The following is a 17109-nucleotide window of genomic DNA, read 5'->3' as shown; positions in this document are numbered from 1 at the left end:
CGTAAACTGTTTCATATAAAGTCAGGTTCGCTTTCTTATTTTTTCTTTCTGACAGATCTTTGAGGATTGCTGTGATCCGCACGGTTCTTTGCAGATTTATTCATGTTCGTTCCAGAGGCTTTCTTGTTATGCACATTCCGGATAGTCTTTTTCTTTGCAGGTTTCTGATCTGTCCTGCCCTTTTTTCCATCATGGCGCATATTGCGTTCCCCATGGTTTTGATACTCACCCTGTCTTGGACGGATCAGACATTTCTTATCAAATCCGATCAGATCTGTCCTTCCTGCTTTTACCAGTGCCTCATAGACAAGATCGTAATTCTTCGGATTCCGGTACTGGATCAATGCGCGCTGCATTGCCTTCTCATGCGGATTGACCGCGACATAGATTGGCTGCATATTTCTCGGATCAACACCTGTGTAATACATACAGGTTGAGATCGTGGAAGGGGTTGGATAAAAATCCTGCACCTGCTCCGGCATATATCCCAGATCCCTCAAAAATTCTGCAAGCTCCACTGCCTCCTTCAAGGTGGAACCAGGGTGGGAGGACATCAGATATGGAACCAGATACTGCTTTTTACCAATCTTTTCATTCATATCTTTATAGGCTTTTACAAACCGGTTATAGACATCCACACCCGGCTTGCCCATTTTCTCTAAAACTGCGTCGGAAATGTGTTCCGGTGCAACCTTTAACTGTCCACTGACATGGTGCTCACACAGTTCCCGCAGAAAAGTGCGGTCATTATCATAAATCAGATAATCGAAACGGATACCCGAACGGATGAATACTTTCTTCACATTTGGAAGCTCCCGCAGTTTCCGGAGCAGTTTCAGATAATCGGAATGATCCACTTTCAAATTTTGGCAAGGCTTCGGGAAAAGACACTGCTTATGCGGACAGGCACCTTTTGTCATTTGCTTGTCGCACGCCGGCGCACGGAAATTCGCAGTCGGACCACCTACATCATGGATATAACCTTTAAAGTCAGGATCCCAGATGATCTTGTTTGCCTCCGCTAAAATAGATTCGTGGCTTCTCGTCTGGATAATTCTTCCCTGATGGAAAGTCAGCGCGCAGAAACTGCAGCCACCATAGCAGCCACGGTTGCTGATCAGTGAGAATTTCACTTCTTCAATCGCCGGAACTCCGCCAAGTTCTTTATAAGAAGGATGATAATCTCTCATATAAGGAAGTGCGTAAACGGAATCCATCTCCGACTGTGTCAATGGTTTTGCCGGTGGGTTCTGTACGACAAACAGCTTTTCATCGTAAGTCTCGAACAACCGTTTTCCGGAAAAAGGATCGGTATTGCTGTACTGTATGTAAAAACTCTTTGCATACTCTAATTTATCTGCTTTTAAAGCCTCAAAATGTGGCAGCTCGATTGCATCGTAAATGCTCTCACGGTCTCTCGTCTTATAAACAGTTCCATCAATGAAGGTGATGTCCTTAATATCCAGACCGCTGTCTAAAGCGTCCGCAATCTCAACGATACTGTGTTCACCCATTCCATAGGAGATAAGATCTGCACCGGAATCGAGCAGAATGGAACGTTTTAACTTATTTGACCAGTAATCATAATGTGCCAGACGACGCAAGCTTGCCTCGATTCCACCAATGATGATTGGCTTATGTTTATAGGTCTGTCGAATCAGATTACAATATACAATCGTGGCATAATCCGGTCTTTTTCCCATCACACCGCCCGGTGTAAATGCATCCGTGGTTCTTCTTTTCTTGGAAACGGAATAATGATTGACCATAGAGTCCATATTTCCGGCTGAAACAAGAAAGCCGAGCCGTGGTTCGCCTAACCGGTTAATGGATTCTCTGTCTTTCCAGTCCGGCTGGGCAATGATCCCGACTTTATAGCCATGAGCCTCCAAAATTCGTGAAATAATGGCATGTCCAAAAGATGGATGATCTACGTAAGCGTCTCCACAGATATATACAAAGTCAAGCTGTTCGATGCCAGCTTCTTTCATATCTTCTTTACTGATCGGTAAAAATCCATGACTCATTTGTGATAACCTTTCTATCTAAAAATAAAATTTTCTGCAAAATAGCAACCTTAATATTATAACTTATTTATTCACAATTTTCAATGCAGTAATCTCTTCCTCTGTGAGCGGGCGATATTCTCCCGGCTTTAAATCATCGGTAAGCTGCAATGGCCCCATGGAAATACGTTTTAAATATAAAACCTTCTTTCCGACTGCCTCAAACATTCGTTTCACCTGATGGAATCTGCCTTCTGTAATTGTTAACTCAATTTCTGATTCTGGTTCACTTTTTAGGATGCGTAATTTGCCGGGTTTTGTCAGCTTTTCCTCTCCAATGTCAACCCCGTTTTCAAAGCTGTTGACATCTTTTTCTGTAACTACGCCATCGATAACTGCATAGTATGTCTTTTCTACATGTTTTGCGGGGCTTAACAGATCATGTGCCAAAGCCCCATCATTTGTGATCAGAAGCAGACCTTCCGTATCAATGTCCAGCCGTCCTACCGGAAATAAATCAGAGCGCACCGTATCGGTCAGGTAATCCATAACCGTCTTATGCAGCTGATCTTCCGTTGCAGTCACACACCCTGCCGGTTTATAAAAAAGATAATATTCGTATTCACAGTAAGTGACCGGTTCACCTTTATAAGATATCTGGTCGTTTTCCGGTGCAACCTTTGTTTCCGGTTTTGTAACGATCTCTCCATTGACTGTGATCTGTTTTGTTTTCAAAATCTTCTTTACTTCTGAGCGGGTACCAAGACCCATCTCTGTTAAAAATTTATCCAAGCGCATAAGTTCGTTCTTTCCTTTTTCTATTGTCTGTAATGATGTGGCATTTTCCTGATCGATCATTCCAAATTTCATAAAATGTATAAAATTATTTTAGCATAGGTCTGCTTTCTATTACAATGATTTTAAATAGCGGAGCAGGGGGAAAGGGTTCACACTAAACTCCTTTCCGGATTCATCATCAAAATACACTCCAAAATGAAGATGCACCGGAAAATTTCCGGTTGTACCAGGAGTATCGCTATACCCGGTATCTCCCATAAAGCCAATCAGAGTTCCTGCTTTCACTTCTTCTCCGATCTGGAAATCTTTTGCATAATCCGAGAGATGTGCATAATAAAAATAAGCGCCATGCCTGCTCCGGATTCCAATGCGGTAACCGCCAAGCCGCAGCCATCCGATATTTTCCACAACCCCATCCGATACGCTGTAAATCGGATAAATACCACGCTGGTTCACAGACGCCATAATATCACAGCCTTCATGGAACCGGTCTCCTCCAAAGGTTCTGCTCTGTCGCCATGAATTTGCAAAGTCCACGGTTGCTCCGGGTTCATTTTCAATTGCTCCTACCGGAAACAAAACCGCATCCGTCCACATCGCTTCAATCTTGCTTTGGATCCGTTCAAATTTTTCCGGCTGATGTTCTTTCACAAAAGAAATATTTTCTTCTAATAAATCAGAATCCGAACAGGTATTATTTAAGGCGAAGTACATTGCAAGGTATTCACTGAGCTTTGCGAAGTCTGCATATTTTACAGATTTGATTTTCTGTTCCGTAATATCACTCTCTTCCATAGGTTCCGAATCATACAGAAAAGAATTTATTACCTCTTCTGATACTTCTTCATCTCGGAAATTTTCAAACGCTGTTTCATAAGGAAAACAGTTTTTCTTAAGCGCTTCACTATCAATGTAGATTCCAAGATATACATTAATAAGAACCACCAGCATAAAAAGTAACAGATCACGAAGAAATCTCTGTTGCAGCAAAATCACATCCCCACTCTTTCCTGATAAATGTTACGAAAGTTACAAACAAATTACATTTTTACAATTCAAAACAATATATTTTACTATGAAAAAGAAATTTATATGCTTTGCCATTCTTATTTTAACTGCATATATCCTGCTTTATCCGGCAGATGCTGTAAACGCATCCAGAAATGGTCTGATGCTCTGGTATGAAAAAGTGCTTCCCACCCTTCTGCCCTTCGCCATAATATCCAATGTTTTGATTCATTCTGGCTACATGGATGCCCTCACAAAGCACCTGACGAAATATTTCCGTTTCTTTATGCCTGTCAGCGGGGAAGGCGTATTTATTTTGTGCAGCGGTTTTTTATTCGGCTTTCCAATGGGAAGCAAAAACTGCGCCGAACTTTTAAAGGCAAATAAAATTCATCCGAAAGAGGCTGAAATTTTATTTTACATCACCAATAACATCAGTCCGGTTTTTATCGGAAGTTATATTTTGTTGCAGCAGTTACAGCTCACAGGAATGTTCGGAATCAGTATTTTCATCCTATATACCCCTGCACTGATACTCGGTATGTTATTATTGCACAGAAAAAAAGAGGAAAACAGGCAGAAAAAAACGGCATCCCAATCTCAAATAACTTTTAAGATCATAGATGCCGCCATTATGAACGGTTTCGAAACACTTGTCAGGATCGGTGGATATATCATGCTATTCTCAATCCTGATCTCACTGGTAGAAAAACTTCCGTTGCCAAAGCCTGTCCTGATCCTGTTGGAAAACGTTCTTGAAATCACCAACGGGATCAACTGTCTCACCAACACAGACTGGAGTATTCAAACCAAATATATCCTTGCAATGACCGCCACCGCCTTCGGTGGATTAAGCGGTATCGCCCAGACATCTTCCATGGTAAAAGGAACCTCTCTGTCCATGAAAAAATACTGTCTTGTAAAACTGTTTCTCACACTATGTACTTTCCTGCTCGCTGTCGCAGTCAGTGTATTTTTATTTTAACATATCAGAAGAAATGTCAATCTTAGGCAGATTCTCTGTGTTGTCTGAAACAGCATCCTCTGCCGCCGGATTTAATTCTGCACGGTTGGAAGATACAACATCATAAAACTCCTGCAGTGATGACATATAATTCTCATGTCTTGCCTTTGCAGAATCCATTGCATGAGAGATTGATATCTCCAGATTTCTTAAAATATCATCTGTATACTGCATAGCGCCCATACGGATATTGTTTGCATCGTTGGTCGCATTATCTAAAATTTCCTGTGCCTGCTTGGTCGCGATCATAACAACTTCGTTTGCCTGCGCATATGCCTGTTGCATAATCTGATGTTCACTTACAAGCTCGTCCGTTTTCACCTGGGCTTTTGCAATGATCGCATCTGCCTTTGCCTGTGCATCTGCTAAAATAGCCTCTTTGTTGCTGATGATCTTCTGATAACGTTTGATCTCTTCCGGTGTTTTGGAACGGAGTTCATTTAAAAGTTCTTCTAACTCGTCCTTGTTCACAATAATTTTTGAAGAGGATAACGCCTGATATTTACAACCGTCAATATACTCTTCGATTTCTTCAATAATCTGTTCGATTCTGCTTGCCATAGGAAACACTCCTTATTTCGATATGTTATATTTTGCATAAATTCTGTCTATAAACTGCGCAGGAACAAACTTGGAAATATCGCCTCCATAGGATGCGAATTCTTTCACGATCGTGGAACTTAAGTAGGAATATTGAAGGCTTGCCGTCAAAAAAATAGTCTCCACCTCCGGACTCTCTACATGGTTCGTCTGTGCGATCTGCAATTCATACTCAAAATCTGTCACTGCACGCAGACCACGCACAATAATGGTAGCGCCAATCTGCTTCATATGCTCGACCAAAAGTCCGTCAAACGATGTGACAGACACATTTGGAAGATCTTTTGTCATCTCTTCAATCATACTAACACGTTCATCCAGAGAAAACAATGAGTTTTTTGCACTATTGTTCAGCACACCGACAACGAGTTCATCTACGATACCGGATGCTCTTTTGATAATATCAATATGTCCTAAGGTCAGCGGGTCAAAGCTGCCAGGATAAATTGCCTTTTTCATAATGTATCTGCCTTTCCAGACTGCAAATCATAAATCCGTTGACAGGATTTATGATGATTTATTCTGCCTTTGTGATAAAAGCGTGAACATTTGTCTTATATGTTTTTAATTTTTTAATGTAAAGCCAAGCTCATTCAGATAATCAAACGAAGTATCTAATGATGCCTCGACAACGATCAGCGTATCTTCTTTTAAAATAGAGGAATCTTTTAAACATTCCAACACTTCTTTTTCATATTCGTGCCTGTACGGAGGATCCATGAAAATGACATCAAACCTGTACTTTCCTTCCATGCTGCGGATAGCAGAAATGACATCGCTCTGAAGCAATTTTGTTTCCCTGTCAAACTTCGTAAAATGGATATTGTCCTCAATACATGCGCATGCTTTTTTGTTATTTTCCACAAAAACAGCATATCTCGCACCACGGCTCACTGCCTCTAAACCGATCTGTCCGCTTCCTGCAAACAGATCAAGGAAATAGCAGCCCGGCACATCATTCTGGAGCATATTAAATAACGTTTCTTTGATACGGTCTGTTGTTGGTCTTGTGTCCATGCCCTCGATCGTTTTCAATGGCAGGCTTCTTGCTGTACCAGCAATAATTCTCATATTTTCGCTTCTCCTTATTTACAGAAAATCTATCATGCTTTATCGTATCTAGTTCTGCTCTTTTAAAACATCTTTGTTCTTTACAATGTAATCAATAAGTGACACAACCGTAAGGATCAGGGCAGCATAGGTAAGGATCTTCCCAAGGATCTGGAAAAACGGCATCTGGACATTTAAAATAAGCACGATCACCATTAACATCTGGAATGTAGTCTTAAATTTGCCCCAGTAACTTGCTGCAATGACAACTCCGTTGTCGGATGCGATCAGACGGAATCCGCTGATGATAAACTCTCTTGCAATAATAATGACAACGATCCATGCTGCAAGCTGTCCGGTCTGGATCAGGCAGATCATCGCAGAACACACCAGAAGCTTGTCTGCAAGCGGATCCATAAACTTTCCAAAGTTTGTGACAAGATTGTACTTTCTTGCAATTTTACCATCCAGAAGATCGGTAAGGCTTGCCACAATAAAGATTGCAGCAGCAATGTAATGATTGATGCCTGTCATATTTGGTGCAAGCATAAAAAATACAAAAAATGGAATGAGAATCACACGAAAAGTTGTTAATTTGTTAGGTAAATTCATAGTTTTTCCTTCTTTCTGAAATCTACTGACAGATTTCTCCAATTAAATCATACTCGTAAGCGCCTGTGACTTTTACTTTAACAATGTCACCGGTCATAAGGGTTTCGTCCGTGTTGATGAAAATATAGCCATCGATATCCGGAGCATCCCGGTAGGTTCTTCCAACATAGGCATTATCATCCTCTACCTGTCCTTCGATAAACACATAAAGTTCTCTGCCCTTCATCTCTTCATTTTTATCAAAGATCACTTCCTCCTGAAGTTCCATGACATCTGCCTGCCAGTCCTTCTTCAGTTCCTCATCCACCTGATCTTCGAAGGCAGCAGCCGGAGTTCCCTCCTCCGGTGAGTAGGTGAACGCTCCCAACCGGTCAAACTCCATGTCATTGATAAACTGCATGAGTTCCTCGTGAATCTCCTGTGTCTCGCCAGGGAAACCACAGATCAACGTAGTTCTCAATGTGATATCCGGGATACGCTCTCTCAAATGTGTGATGATACGAACCAGATCGTCATGACTTGTTCTTCGTCCCATGCGCTTTAACATTGTGTCATTGGAATGCTGGATCGGGATATCAAGGTAATGGCAGACTTTCTCGTTGCGGATCATGGAATCAATTAAGTCTTCATAGATTTCTTCCGGATAACAGTACATAATGCGGATCCAGAATAAACCATTGATCTTATTTAATTCGTCCAGCAATTTGTGCAATGATTTTTCACCGTAGAGGTCAATACCGTAAAGAGTTGTTTCCTGGGCAACTAAAATCAGCTCTTTTGCGCCGTTTGCAACAAGCTCTTTTGCCTGGCCGATCAGATCTTCCATCGGTACACTGCGGTAATTGCCGCGGATATATGGAATGATACAGTAAGTACAGCGTTTGTTACAGCCCTCTGCGATCTTTAAATATGCGAAATGACCACCGGTTGTCACGCTTCGCTTTGTATGGATAGACGGCAGTCCCTCCAATGTTTTGAAATTCTCATAAAAAGTACCGCCAAGCGCCTCATGTACAGCTTTTACGATATCCTCGTAGGAATTGGTTCCAAGTATAGCATCCACCTCCGGGATCTCGGTCTTGATCTCTTCCTTGTAGCGCTGTGCAAGACATCCGGTTACGATCAAAGCCTTTAACGGACCGGTCTTTTTGTACTCTGCCATCTCTAAAATGGTGTTGACACTCTCTTCCTTGGCATCATTGATAAAGCAGCAGGTGTTGACGATGATAATATCTGCCTCTGTCTCATCATTCGTGATCTCGATTCCGTCATCACGGAGCATTCCAAGCATAAATTCTGTGTCTACTAAGTTTTTGTCGCATCCGAGGGATACAAATAATAATTTCATTCGATTCTCTCTTTCTACATTAATTATGGCAAAAGGGCTGTCGCACAATTGCGTTCAAAAGTGCGGCAGCCCTGACGGGTTTTCTTTACTCCTCATCTTCTGTGTCTGGAATAATCTTTACTTTGCCCTCGTAAAGTTCTTCTACAGCAATGGATAATGGCTTTGGACATGTGATCTTGTCTGCCATTGGTTCATCTCCTGCGATAATCTGACGTGCTCTCTTTGCAGCAGCGATTACAAGGGAATAACGGCTGTTAACAACTGGCTCCTCACCAAATTCCACATTGTTATTTACAACTTTCATTAATTCAACATAGGATGGATGTATCATAATATTACCTCTCTTCTGCCTTGCGGCTGATTCACTTTCATTTATTTTTATCAAAGATATCTGATTTCCGATATCTAATGTAAGCTTTTTTCCATGTTTTTGCAAACATTATTTTAATCTTTTTTCGAAAAAGCGGTTAACTGGTGTCTCATATCAGAAATTGCAGACAAATTTCTGGAAACACGGAAATGTTCATTGTGGATGATGGAATGTACTTCTTCCACACACGCATCGAGCTTATCGTTTACGATCAGATAATCGTAAGCTTCAATTCCCTGCGCCTCCTCAACTGCTCTGGAAAGTCTTGATTCGATGACACTCATCTCCTCTGTTCCTCTTCCAACCAGACGGCTCTTTAACTCCTCTGCGCTTGGCGGTGTGACAAACATTAACAGTGTGTCTGGGAACTTCTCTTTCACTTTTAAGGCTCCCTGAATCTCAATCTCCAAAATAACGTCTTTTCCGGCAGCGAGCTGTTCCTCTACATACGCCTTCGGTGTTCCGTAGTAGTTGTCGACATATTTTGCATACTCGATCAGTTCATCATCGGCTATCATTTTCTCAAACTGCTCTTTTGTCCGGAAAAAATATTCCACACCGTCTGTCTCACCCGGTCTTGGAGATCGGGTAGTTGCAGAGATGGACAGCGCATACTGATCCGAATATTTCTTCATGAGTTCTTTCATAATGGTTCCTTTTCCAGAACCGGAAAAGCCGGAAAGTACAATTAAAATTCCTTTACTCTTTTGTATCATAGTCACCCTCCGATGCATTGCCATTAAACCGGCCGGCAAGTGTCTCCGGCTGCAATGCAGACAATATTATTTTATTATTTTCAGTAAAAATCACGCTCTTGGTTCTTCTTCCCTGCGTCGCGTCGATCAAAATCTCCTGCTCTTTTCCCCGGGAGATCATGCGCTTTGCCGGTGCGGAATCCGAAGAGATAATGCTGACGATCTTATCGGTGTTGACCATATTGCCAAATCCGATATTCATTAACTTTGCCATAAACTTGTTCCTATTCGATATTCTGGATCTGTTCCCTGACTTTTTCGATATCCGTTTTCAGGTTGATCCCGGTATCTGAGATCTCCAGATCATTTGCCTTGGAAAGAATCGTGTTCGCTTCGCGGTTCATCTCTTGCGCAATGAAATCTAACTTACGTCCGATACTTCCACCAGCCTCCAAAGCGTCTTTCGTCGCTTTGATATGGCTTCTCAGGCGGACAGTCTCCTCATCCACACAGATCTTATCTGCAAAAATCGTCACCTCTGTGGCAATTCTCGCGTCATCAATCTGTTTATCTTCCAGCAGTTCTTTCACTTTGTTCTCAAGACGTTCCCTGTAGTCCTTCATAATGATCGGAGAACGCTCCTCGATAAAATCAACATAGGTCAGCATATTGTCAAGCTTTGCACAGAGATCATGCTTCAAATGCTCTCCCTCTTTGATACGGCTCTCCACAAACTGTTCTGCCGCACCGCGGAGCGCTTTCTCAAGTCCTGCCCAGAGTTCGTTCTCGTCTGTCTCTACCTGTTCCATCGTGAAAACATCCGGGTATCTGGATAAGGTGCTGACTTTGATATCATTGTCTAATCCAAACTTGTCTGCCATTGCAGTCAGGTGTTTTAAATATTCACCGGCTAATTCTTCGTTGTATCTCAAACAGAAATTATCTTCGGAAAAATCCTCGAATGTGATATACAGATCTACCTTGCCGCGCTCCATATATTCTTTCAGCAGATTGCGGATCGTGCTCTCAAAGAAATTCAACGCCTTCGGCATCTTGATATTCACATCCAGATAACGGTGATTTACGGATTTCATCTCAACCGTATATTTACGGTTTCCTTCGGTCACTTCACATCGACCAAATCCGGTCATGCTTTTTATCATAAAATAACCATGCCCTTTCTCGTAAAATGATTATATGCATAGATAAATTTATTATAAAGCGAAAGTTCATGCTCGTCAATATTTTTCCGTAAATCGACTGTTTTTTGAATTTTCTGTATATTTTTTGTTGCAGACGTCATACTAGGAGTAAATATTGATATCAAAATCATTCATACAAAGCAAAATCAGGAGGAACCGAACATGTCCGATAGCGATACCGTAAAACTGCTCCGCGAATGTAATTCCGGCATACAGATGGCTGTTTTTTCCATTGATGAGATTCTGGAAAAAGTAACCGACAAGAACTTATATGAAATTTTGAAAAAATCCAAAGAAAAGCACGAAAAACTCGGTGACGAAACCCACGCGATCCTTGCTGAATGCGGGGATGAAACAAAGGAGCCAAACATGCTGGCAAAAGGCATGTCATGGATGAAAACCAACGCCAAAGTCATGATGGATGACAGCGACGCCACCATCGCCGACCTGATCGTAGATGGCTGCAATATGGGCATTAAGACGCTCTGCCGGTACGAAAACCAGTATGCGGCAGCTGATGACGCTGCAATGAAACTGACCGATGATCTGATCCGGCTGGAAGAAAAGCTGCGGCAGGATTTGAGGGAATATTTATAACGCAAATCAAAAGGGAAGCGAATGTATCATAATATCATTTCATACGTTCGCTTCCTTTTTATCTAATCCAAAATCCTAACAGCCTTTAAACACTTTTCTCTTCGCTTCTATCTTTCCTATAATCATACAAGCCCTTAAATGATAAATAACTCGATAAGATAACTTTAAATTTTGTTCATCTGCAATAATTCCAATTCTTCATCGGATAATATTCGCTCATAACTCAATTCTTTTTCCTCAAAATACTTTTCCCATTTTGAAACATTCTCAATATCTTTTCCGATAATATAACCTTCTGTCATTGCATTCATGATTTTTTTATACATATCTGTATCATTTATCGAATACATAATATGCCAACTTTTTGATGGATCAACATTATCCATATAGTTTAATCCATTACAGGCTATCAACATAATTCCATTTTCTGTTCTTACAGCTTGCCCTGCAACTTCGGCATCTGCAAATCCCATTGCCATACCATCTGTTTTTACAAGATTAGGGTATTTTTCTTTATACAGATTTGCTAACTCCTGCAGCTTTTCTTTTTGTTCTTGATTACAAATTAAGTTCCAAGAACCAGCACCTTCATTCCCTTTAACTTTTAAACTCTCAATACCTGTAAACTTATTGATATCAATTACATAATTTTCATTTAAGGATGTTGTCGGTATACTGTCTGTGTTTAGGAACTGTTTCAGGGCTCCCACAAGCTCATTGTCGGCATACATAACATTCTCTGGTTCGCCAAATACATTTTGGAACACAATATAATTTTTATTTGTGTTAGTATCTGTTTGCAGCGTTGTTGTATCAGGATTCAATACAAACGTTTGGTTGAGTGTTTTATCATATATCTGCCAATATCCTGCTATTTCACTGGTACTTTCTATGGAATATCTTTCTGTATCTACTCTTTTATCAAGATTCTCAGATACGGTTGCCAGATTTCCTACACTAAATTTTGTACCTGAACTTTTCATAATTGAATATGCATCATGGATTGAAAACCCTCTTTGTACTTTCTCCTGAGCAGGACTATTTAAAGAAGTTTCTGTTTCATTAGACATAATTGAAAAATATCCTTTATTTTTCTCTGTGACATTTCCATTTTTCTATATAGACTTTGCATACAATTTATCTGAAGTTCCATACTTGTCATCTCCCTATATATAGTTTCATATATTAGTAATGAGTGATTTCTACTTTTTTAATAATTGATAACAATTATATTTTTAATATATTGGTTATTAATTATAATATCAGTTATTTTTACTTTTTCAACTATAATTTACATTTTTTAATTTAATGTGTAACTCTGGGATATTTCATATTGGATACTTCCTATAACAATTCTGTGTGGAGCTGGCAGTATCCACGCTTACACATTCATTACAGGCTTCATTTGTTTTGTGGCAGATGTGATTTATATTTATTTTCTGGTTCAGCTGAAACAAAAAGGACAGAACATATTTGTATGATCCATATAAAAAACTGCAGCTTTGACGAAATAAAGTCAAGGCTGCAGCTTTTTTGTCTATTCTATTGTTTAGTCTTCCACCAGTGTTTCCATCTCTTTGATGATCTCACCGAATGCGTTTAATGCATCCTGGATCGGAGCCGGTGTTTCCAGATTGACACCTGCAATCTTAAGCAGTTCGACCGGAGCCATAGAGCAGCCACCGGATAAGAACTTTTTATAACGTTCTACTGCAGGAGTGCCTTCTTCCAAAATCTTATGCGCCACAGAAAATGCTGCACAATAGCTTGTCGCATACTGATAAACATAGAAATTGTAATAAAAATGTGGGATTCTTGCCCATTCATATGCAATCTGATCATCAGAAATAATGTCTGATCCGTAATATTTTTTATTGAGTTCCAGATATACGCTGCTCAGATTATCTGCGGTCAGGCTCTCTCCGTCCTCATACATTTTATTGGTGAGCATTTCATATTCCGCAAACTGTGTCTGACGGTAAACAGTTCCCTTGAAGCTGTCAAGATAATGGTTCAAAAGGTATGCACGCTCTTTTTTGTCAGTTGTATTCTTCAAAAGATATTCCATCAGAAGAATCTCATTGCAGGTAGATGCAACCTCTGCCACAAAAATTTTATATCCGGCATAAATATAAGGCTGCGCCTCGTTGGAATAGTTCGAATGCATTGCATGTCCCATCTCATGTGCCAGCGTAAACATATCATCCAGTGTACCGTTGTAATTCAACAATACATAAGGATGACAGCCATATGCTCCGGCAGAATATGCACCGCTTCTCTTTCCCTGATTCTCATAGACATCGATCCAGCGGTTTTCAAAACCTTCTTTTACTTTATTGACATAGTCCTCGCCCAACGGTGCAAGTGCCTTTAATACGGTTTCTTTTGCTTCTTCAAAAGAAATCTTCTTTGCAACATCCGCGATCATCGGTGTATAAATGTCATACATATGAAGTTCCTCGACACCGAGGCACTTTTTACGCAGGGAAACATACTGGTGCATTTTGTCAAGGTTCTTGTTCACCGTGTCGATCAGATTGTGATAAACACTCGAAGAAACATTGTTTGCATCAACCGCACACTCCAGAGAGGAAGCGTATTTTCTTGCTTTTGCGTGAAATACCTGCTGCTTTACATTACCGCAGTAAAGGCTTGCAGATGTATTCAGAAACTGTTTGTAGGTCTGATATAAATTCTCAAAAGCATCTTTGCGCACACGTCTGTCTGCAGACTGTAAAAATTGTCCGTAACGACCGTGGGTAATGCGGACTTTCTCTCCGTTTTCATCCTCAATCTCCGGGAATACAAGGTCAGCATTGTTTAAAATGGAAAACGTATCTGCCGGTGTCTGGCTCATCTCAGCCGTCATTGCAAGCAGCTTTTCCATCTCTGCTGAGAGGCAGTGTTCTTTCATTCTGCGGATTTCCGCAATCTGCTTTCTGTAAAGTTCCAGTGCTGGCAATTCTTTGTAAAATGCTTCTAACGTCTCATCCGTCGCTGCAATGATCTCAGGGTCTACAAACGCAGTTTTGCTTCCCATTGCCGCATAAAGGGAATATACTTTTGCGGACATCGCCTGATGTGTGGTGTTGGTCTGATCCTCGTCAAAAAGACGTTCTGCATAGTTGAATGCCTTCTCGATTTTTTCTCCTGCACTTGCCAGATGCTCTAAAACAGCCAGGAGATTTTCAGCGGTCGCAGCAACGCTTCCTTCATACGAAGCAATTTTATCTACGATCTCTGTGATGACTTTTAATTCATTTTCCCACGCTTCAGTGGTCGGATACATGTCTTTTACATTCCATGTATCCGCCTCTTTTACTTCACTTCTTTTTAATAACTCTGATGCCATGATTTTTATTAGTCCTCGTAACCATTTGGATTATTTTTCTGCCATCTCCACGAATCTGCACACATATCTTCGATACCGTACTGTGCTTCCCAGCCAAGCTCCTCTTTTGCTTTGGTCGGATCACAGTAGCAGGTTGCGATATCGCCCGGACGTCTTGGTTTGATAACATAAGGAATTTTCACTCCGGTTGCTTTCTCGAAGTTTTTCACGATATCCAATACACTGTAACCATGTCCTGTACCGAGGTTGTAAATGCAAAGTCCTGCATTTTCCTGAATTTTCTTTAAAGCTTTTACATGACCGATGGCAAGGTCAACTACGTGGATGTAATCTCTCACACCTGTTCCGTCCGGTGTGTCGTAATCGTTACCGAACACGCCGAGTTCTTTCAGTTTGCCGACTGCAACCTGTGTTACATATGGCATTAAGTTGTTTGGAATACCATTTGGGTTTTCTCCCATTGTACCGCTCTTATGCGCTCCGATTGGATTGAAATAACGGAGTAAAATGACATTCCATTCCGGATCCGCTTTCTGGATATCTGTTAAAATCTGCTCTAACATAGATTTTGTCCAGCCGTATGGATTGGTGCACTGTCCCTTAGGGCAGTTCTCTGTGATCGGGATCTCTGCCGGATCACCGTATACCGTTGCAGAGGATGAGAAAATAATGTTTTTGCAGTTATGCTGTCTCATCACGTCAACCAATGTCAAAGTACCTGCAATATTGTTATTGTAATATTCCCAAGGTTTTGCAACAGACTCGCCGACTGCCTTCAGACCGGCGAAGTTGATGCAGCTGTCAATCTGCTCGTTTTCGAAAATCTTATTTAAGATATCTCTGTCTAAAATATCTCCTTTATAAAATTTTACGTCTTTTCCCGTGATTGCTTTTACTCTGTCTAAAGATTTCTCAGATGAGTTGCTTAAGTTATCTAATACGACTACGTCATATCCTGCATTCTGTAATTCTACACATGTGTGGCTTCCGATATATCCGGCGCCTCCTGTAACTAAAATTGCCATAATAATCCTCCTTGTTTTTTCTCCTTGTTTTGCGAAGCTTCATTAACTTTTCCTATGGATACATATTAACGCACCCGGCAGAAATTGTATAGACTAAAATGTGTAAATTATATGTAAAAATGTTGCATGTTCATTTCATGCTTTATATAATACATATAAATACAACATCTTATGGTACAGAAAATATCTTTTTATTTTATGAATAAATATTTACGATTGTCATAATTTTCATCTTACTGCAGGGAGGTAAATTTTTTTATGAATCAAAATTATAAAAATTCCTACAAAGTGACCGAAAAAGAACTTGTGTCACTGTCAGTCTACAATGTAGGATTCCAAAAATGCGATCCACTCTACCAGTGGGGTCCCGGAATCCGCGATCATTATCTGATTCATTATATCATTTCCGGAAAGGGATATTATAAAATCAAAAATACAACTTTCACGCTGCAGACAGGAGATTCTTTTCTCGTCTATCCGAACACGGAAGTATTGTATTTTGCGGATGAAACCGATCCGTGGGAGTATGCATGGGTTGGTTTTACCGGAAGTGACGCCTCAATGATCTTAAAGGCAACGGATTTTTCGACAGAAAGACCTGTTATTGAGCATACACCACTGGGGGAATCCATTCACAGGCAGATCCTCCATATTTATGATGCCAGAGGAAATGAGTTCGAACACGCCGTGGAAATGACCGGCCGTCTCTATACCATGCTTGCACTCTTCATGCATGGAGCAACGACAAACACAACGCAAAACTCTGCTAACAGCTATGTGCAAAAAGGGATTGAATATATTTCTTCCAATTATTCTTACCATATCACGGTGGAGGATATTTCCGCCTATGTAGGACTGAGCCGAAGCCAGTTGTTCCGCTCCTTTGAATCCGTGCTTGGTCAGTCTCCAAAGGAATACCTCACGGATTTTCGTATGAAACAGGCGTGCTATCTGCTGGAACATTCGGATCTCTCTGTTACAGCAATTGCAAATTCGATCGGGTTTGACAATGGACTCTATTTTTCAAAAACCTTTCATAAAATGAAGGAAATGTCGCCGTCGGAGTTTCGGAATCTGCATAAGCAGGATATTTCATAGATAACATCTATTATAATATTATAATTTATGATATACTTTTGGCTAAGGGAACTGAAGGGGCGAGGTACTTACCGCCGGATACTTAAAGGAGGTTGGTGCCAATGGTTACATACAGTGATCTTTTCACTTTCGTAATTATGCTTTGTGCTGTTATTACTCTTGTTGTCACAATTTTACGACACAAAAAATAACGCCCCCAGTCTGGTAAACTAAGGCGTTATCTTTTTAACTCATATTTACCGACGGCTAGGTGCCACTAGCTTTCGGTTCTCTTGCTAGAAATTATTATATGCTATATTTATAAATTTGTCAATTTTGAATACA

Annotated in this window: 17 protein-coding genes and 1 pseudogene; 3 read left to right on the top strand and 15 right to left on the bottom strand. The window is 40.6% G+C overall.

Going from position 1 to position 17109, the window contains the following annotated elements:
• Positions 1-35: 35 nt before the first annotated feature.
• The 3 genes from ROSEINA2194_RS16090 to ROSEINA2194_RS16080 all read right to left on the bottom strand — a co-directional run bounded on the left by ROSEINA2194_RS16090 (position 36) and on the right by ROSEINA2194_RS16080 (position 3794).
• Complete coding sequence (locus ROSEINA2194_RS16090; RefSeq protein ID WP_007889904.1) at positions 36-2027, bottom strand: YgiQ family radical SAM protein; 1992 nt, start codon at positions 2025-2027, stop codon at positions 36-38.
• A gap of 63 nt (positions 2028-2090) precedes the next feature.
• Positions 2091-2804 carry a pseudouridine synthase gene (locus ROSEINA2194_RS16085; RefSeq protein ID WP_044928594.1) on the bottom strand — a complete coding sequence of 238 codons (714 nt, stop codon included), beginning with the start codon at positions 2802-2804 and terminating at the stop codon, positions 2091-2093.
• A 111-nt stretch (positions 2805-2915) separates the two neighbouring features.
• Positions 2916-3794, bottom strand: coding sequence for a M23 family metallopeptidase (locus ROSEINA2194_RS16080; protein ID WP_227970678.1), 879 nt, complete (start codon positions 3792-3794; stop codon positions 2916-2918).
• 85 nt (positions 3795-3879) lie between these two features.
• Here ROSEINA2194_RS16080 and ROSEINA2194_RS16075 point away from each other — a divergent pair, with 85 nt between their 5' ends.
• Positions 3880-4797, top strand: coding sequence for a nucleoside recognition domain-containing protein (locus ROSEINA2194_RS16075; protein WP_007889899.1), 918 nt, complete (start codon positions 3880-3882; stop codon positions 4795-4797).
• On the opposite strand, the gene ROSEINA2194_RS16070 is transcribed toward ROSEINA2194_RS16075, so the two are convergent.
• From ROSEINA2194_RS16070 to ROSEINA2194_RS16030, 9 genes and pseudogenes are all read right to left on the bottom strand, one after another.
• Positions 4789-5397 carry a hypothetical protein gene (locus tag ROSEINA2194_RS16070; protein ID WP_007889896.1) on the bottom strand — a complete coding sequence of 203 codons (609 nt, stop codon included), beginning with the start codon at positions 5395-5397 and terminating at the stop codon, positions 4789-4791. The genes ROSEINA2194_RS16075 and ROSEINA2194_RS16070 overlap by 9 nt on opposite strands.
• A 12-nt stretch (positions 5398-5409) precedes the next feature.
• Positions 5410-5895: a pantetheine-phosphate adenylyltransferase gene (coaD, locus tag ROSEINA2194_RS16065; protein WP_007889894.1), complete on the bottom strand. Its 486-nt coding sequence runs from the start codon at positions 5893-5895 to the stop codon at positions 5410-5412.
• A 58-nt stretch (positions 5896-5953) separates the two neighbouring features.
• Positions 5954-6507: pseudogene (rsmD, locus tag ROSEINA2194_RS16060) on the bottom strand (16S rRNA (guanine(966)-N(2))-methyltransferase RsmD).
• A gap of 48 nt (positions 6508-6555) precedes the next feature.
• Positions 6556-7098: a CDP-diacylglycerol--glycerol-3-phosphate 3-phosphatidyltransferase gene (gene pgsA / locus ROSEINA2194_RS16055; protein ID WP_044928568.1), complete on the bottom strand. Its 543-nt coding sequence runs from the start codon at positions 7096-7098 to the stop codon at positions 6556-6558.
• A gap of 22 nt (positions 7099-7120) precedes the next feature.
• Positions 7121-8446 carry a 30S ribosomal protein S12 methylthiotransferase RimO gene (rimO, locus tag ROSEINA2194_RS16050; RefSeq protein ID WP_007889888.1) on the bottom strand — a complete coding sequence of 442 codons (1326 nt, stop codon included), beginning with the start codon at positions 8444-8446 and terminating at the stop codon, positions 7121-7123.
• An 85-nt stretch (positions 8447-8531) separates the two neighbouring features.
• Positions 8532-8777 carry a DNA-directed RNA polymerase subunit omega gene (gene rpoZ / locus ROSEINA2194_RS16045; RefSeq protein WP_021922997.1) on the bottom strand — a complete coding sequence of 82 codons (246 nt, stop codon included), beginning with the start codon at positions 8775-8777 and terminating at the stop codon, positions 8532-8534.
• A gap of 113 nt (positions 8778-8890) precedes the next feature.
• Positions 8891-9532 carry a guanylate kinase gene (gmk, locus tag ROSEINA2194_RS16040; RefSeq protein WP_007889884.1) on the bottom strand — a complete coding sequence of 214 codons (642 nt, stop codon included), beginning with the start codon at positions 9530-9532 and terminating at the stop codon, positions 8891-8893.
• Positions 9516-9785 carry a DUF370 domain-containing protein gene (locus ROSEINA2194_RS16035; RefSeq protein ID WP_007889882.1) on the bottom strand — a complete coding sequence of 90 codons (270 nt, stop codon included), beginning with the start codon at positions 9783-9785 and terminating at the stop codon, positions 9516-9518. The genes gmk and ROSEINA2194_RS16035 overlap by 17 nt, the downstream gene beginning before the upstream one ends.
• A 10-nt stretch (positions 9786-9795) precedes the next feature.
• Positions 9796-10674 carry a YicC/YloC family endoribonuclease gene (locus tag ROSEINA2194_RS16030; protein WP_007889881.1) on the bottom strand — a complete coding sequence of 293 codons (879 nt, stop codon included), beginning with the start codon at positions 10672-10674 and terminating at the stop codon, positions 9796-9798.
• A 201-nt stretch (positions 10675-10875) separates the two neighbouring features.
• On the opposite strand from ROSEINA2194_RS16030, the gene ROSEINA2194_RS16025 reads away from it, so the two are divergent.
• Positions 10876-11310 (top strand): hypothetical protein, encoded by a 435-nt coding sequence (locus tag ROSEINA2194_RS16025; RefSeq protein ID WP_007889872.1) that lies wholly within the window; start codon positions 10876-10878, stop codon positions 11308-11310.
• 164 nt (positions 11311-11474) lie between these two features.
• Here ROSEINA2194_RS16025 and ROSEINA2194_RS16020 read toward each other — a convergent pair whose 3' ends face one another.
• The 3 genes from ROSEINA2194_RS16020 to galE all read right to left on the bottom strand — a co-directional run bounded on the left by ROSEINA2194_RS16020 (position 11475) and on the right by galE (position 15687).
• A complete protein-coding gene (locus ROSEINA2194_RS16020) occupies positions 11475-12380 on the bottom strand; it encodes a hypothetical protein (protein ID WP_007889864.1) in 906 nt (301 codons plus the stop codon).
• 479 nt (positions 12381-12859) lie between these two features.
• Positions 12860-14662: an oligoendopeptidase F gene (pepF, locus tag ROSEINA2194_RS16015; RefSeq protein ID WP_007889863.1), complete on the bottom strand. Its 1803-nt coding sequence runs from the start codon at positions 14660-14662 to the stop codon at positions 12860-12862.
• 8 nt (positions 14663-14670) lie between these two features.
• On the bottom strand, positions 14671-15687 hold the full coding sequence (galE, locus tag ROSEINA2194_RS16010; RefSeq protein ID WP_007889862.1) for a UDP-glucose 4-epimerase GalE: 1017 nt from the start codon (positions 15685-15687) through the stop codon (positions 14671-14673).
• 258 nt (positions 15688-15945) lie between these two features.
• On the opposite strand from galE, the gene ROSEINA2194_RS16005 reads away from it, so the two are divergent.
• Entirely contained in the window at positions 15946-16785 is an 840-nt protein-coding gene (locus ROSEINA2194_RS16005; protein WP_007889860.1) for an AraC family transcriptional regulator, read from the top strand.
• The last annotated feature ends 324 nt before the right edge of the window (positions 16786-17109 follow it).

Origin of the sequence: Roseburia inulinivorans DSM 16841 (genome assembly GCF_000174195.1) — a bacterium.
Taxonomy (GTDB): domain Bacteria; phylum Bacillota; class Clostridia; order Lachnospirales; family Lachnospiraceae; genus Roseburia; species Roseburia inulinivorans.
Note: the sequence above shows the minus strand (reverse complement) of the source record. Positions and strands in the feature narration are given on the sequence as shown.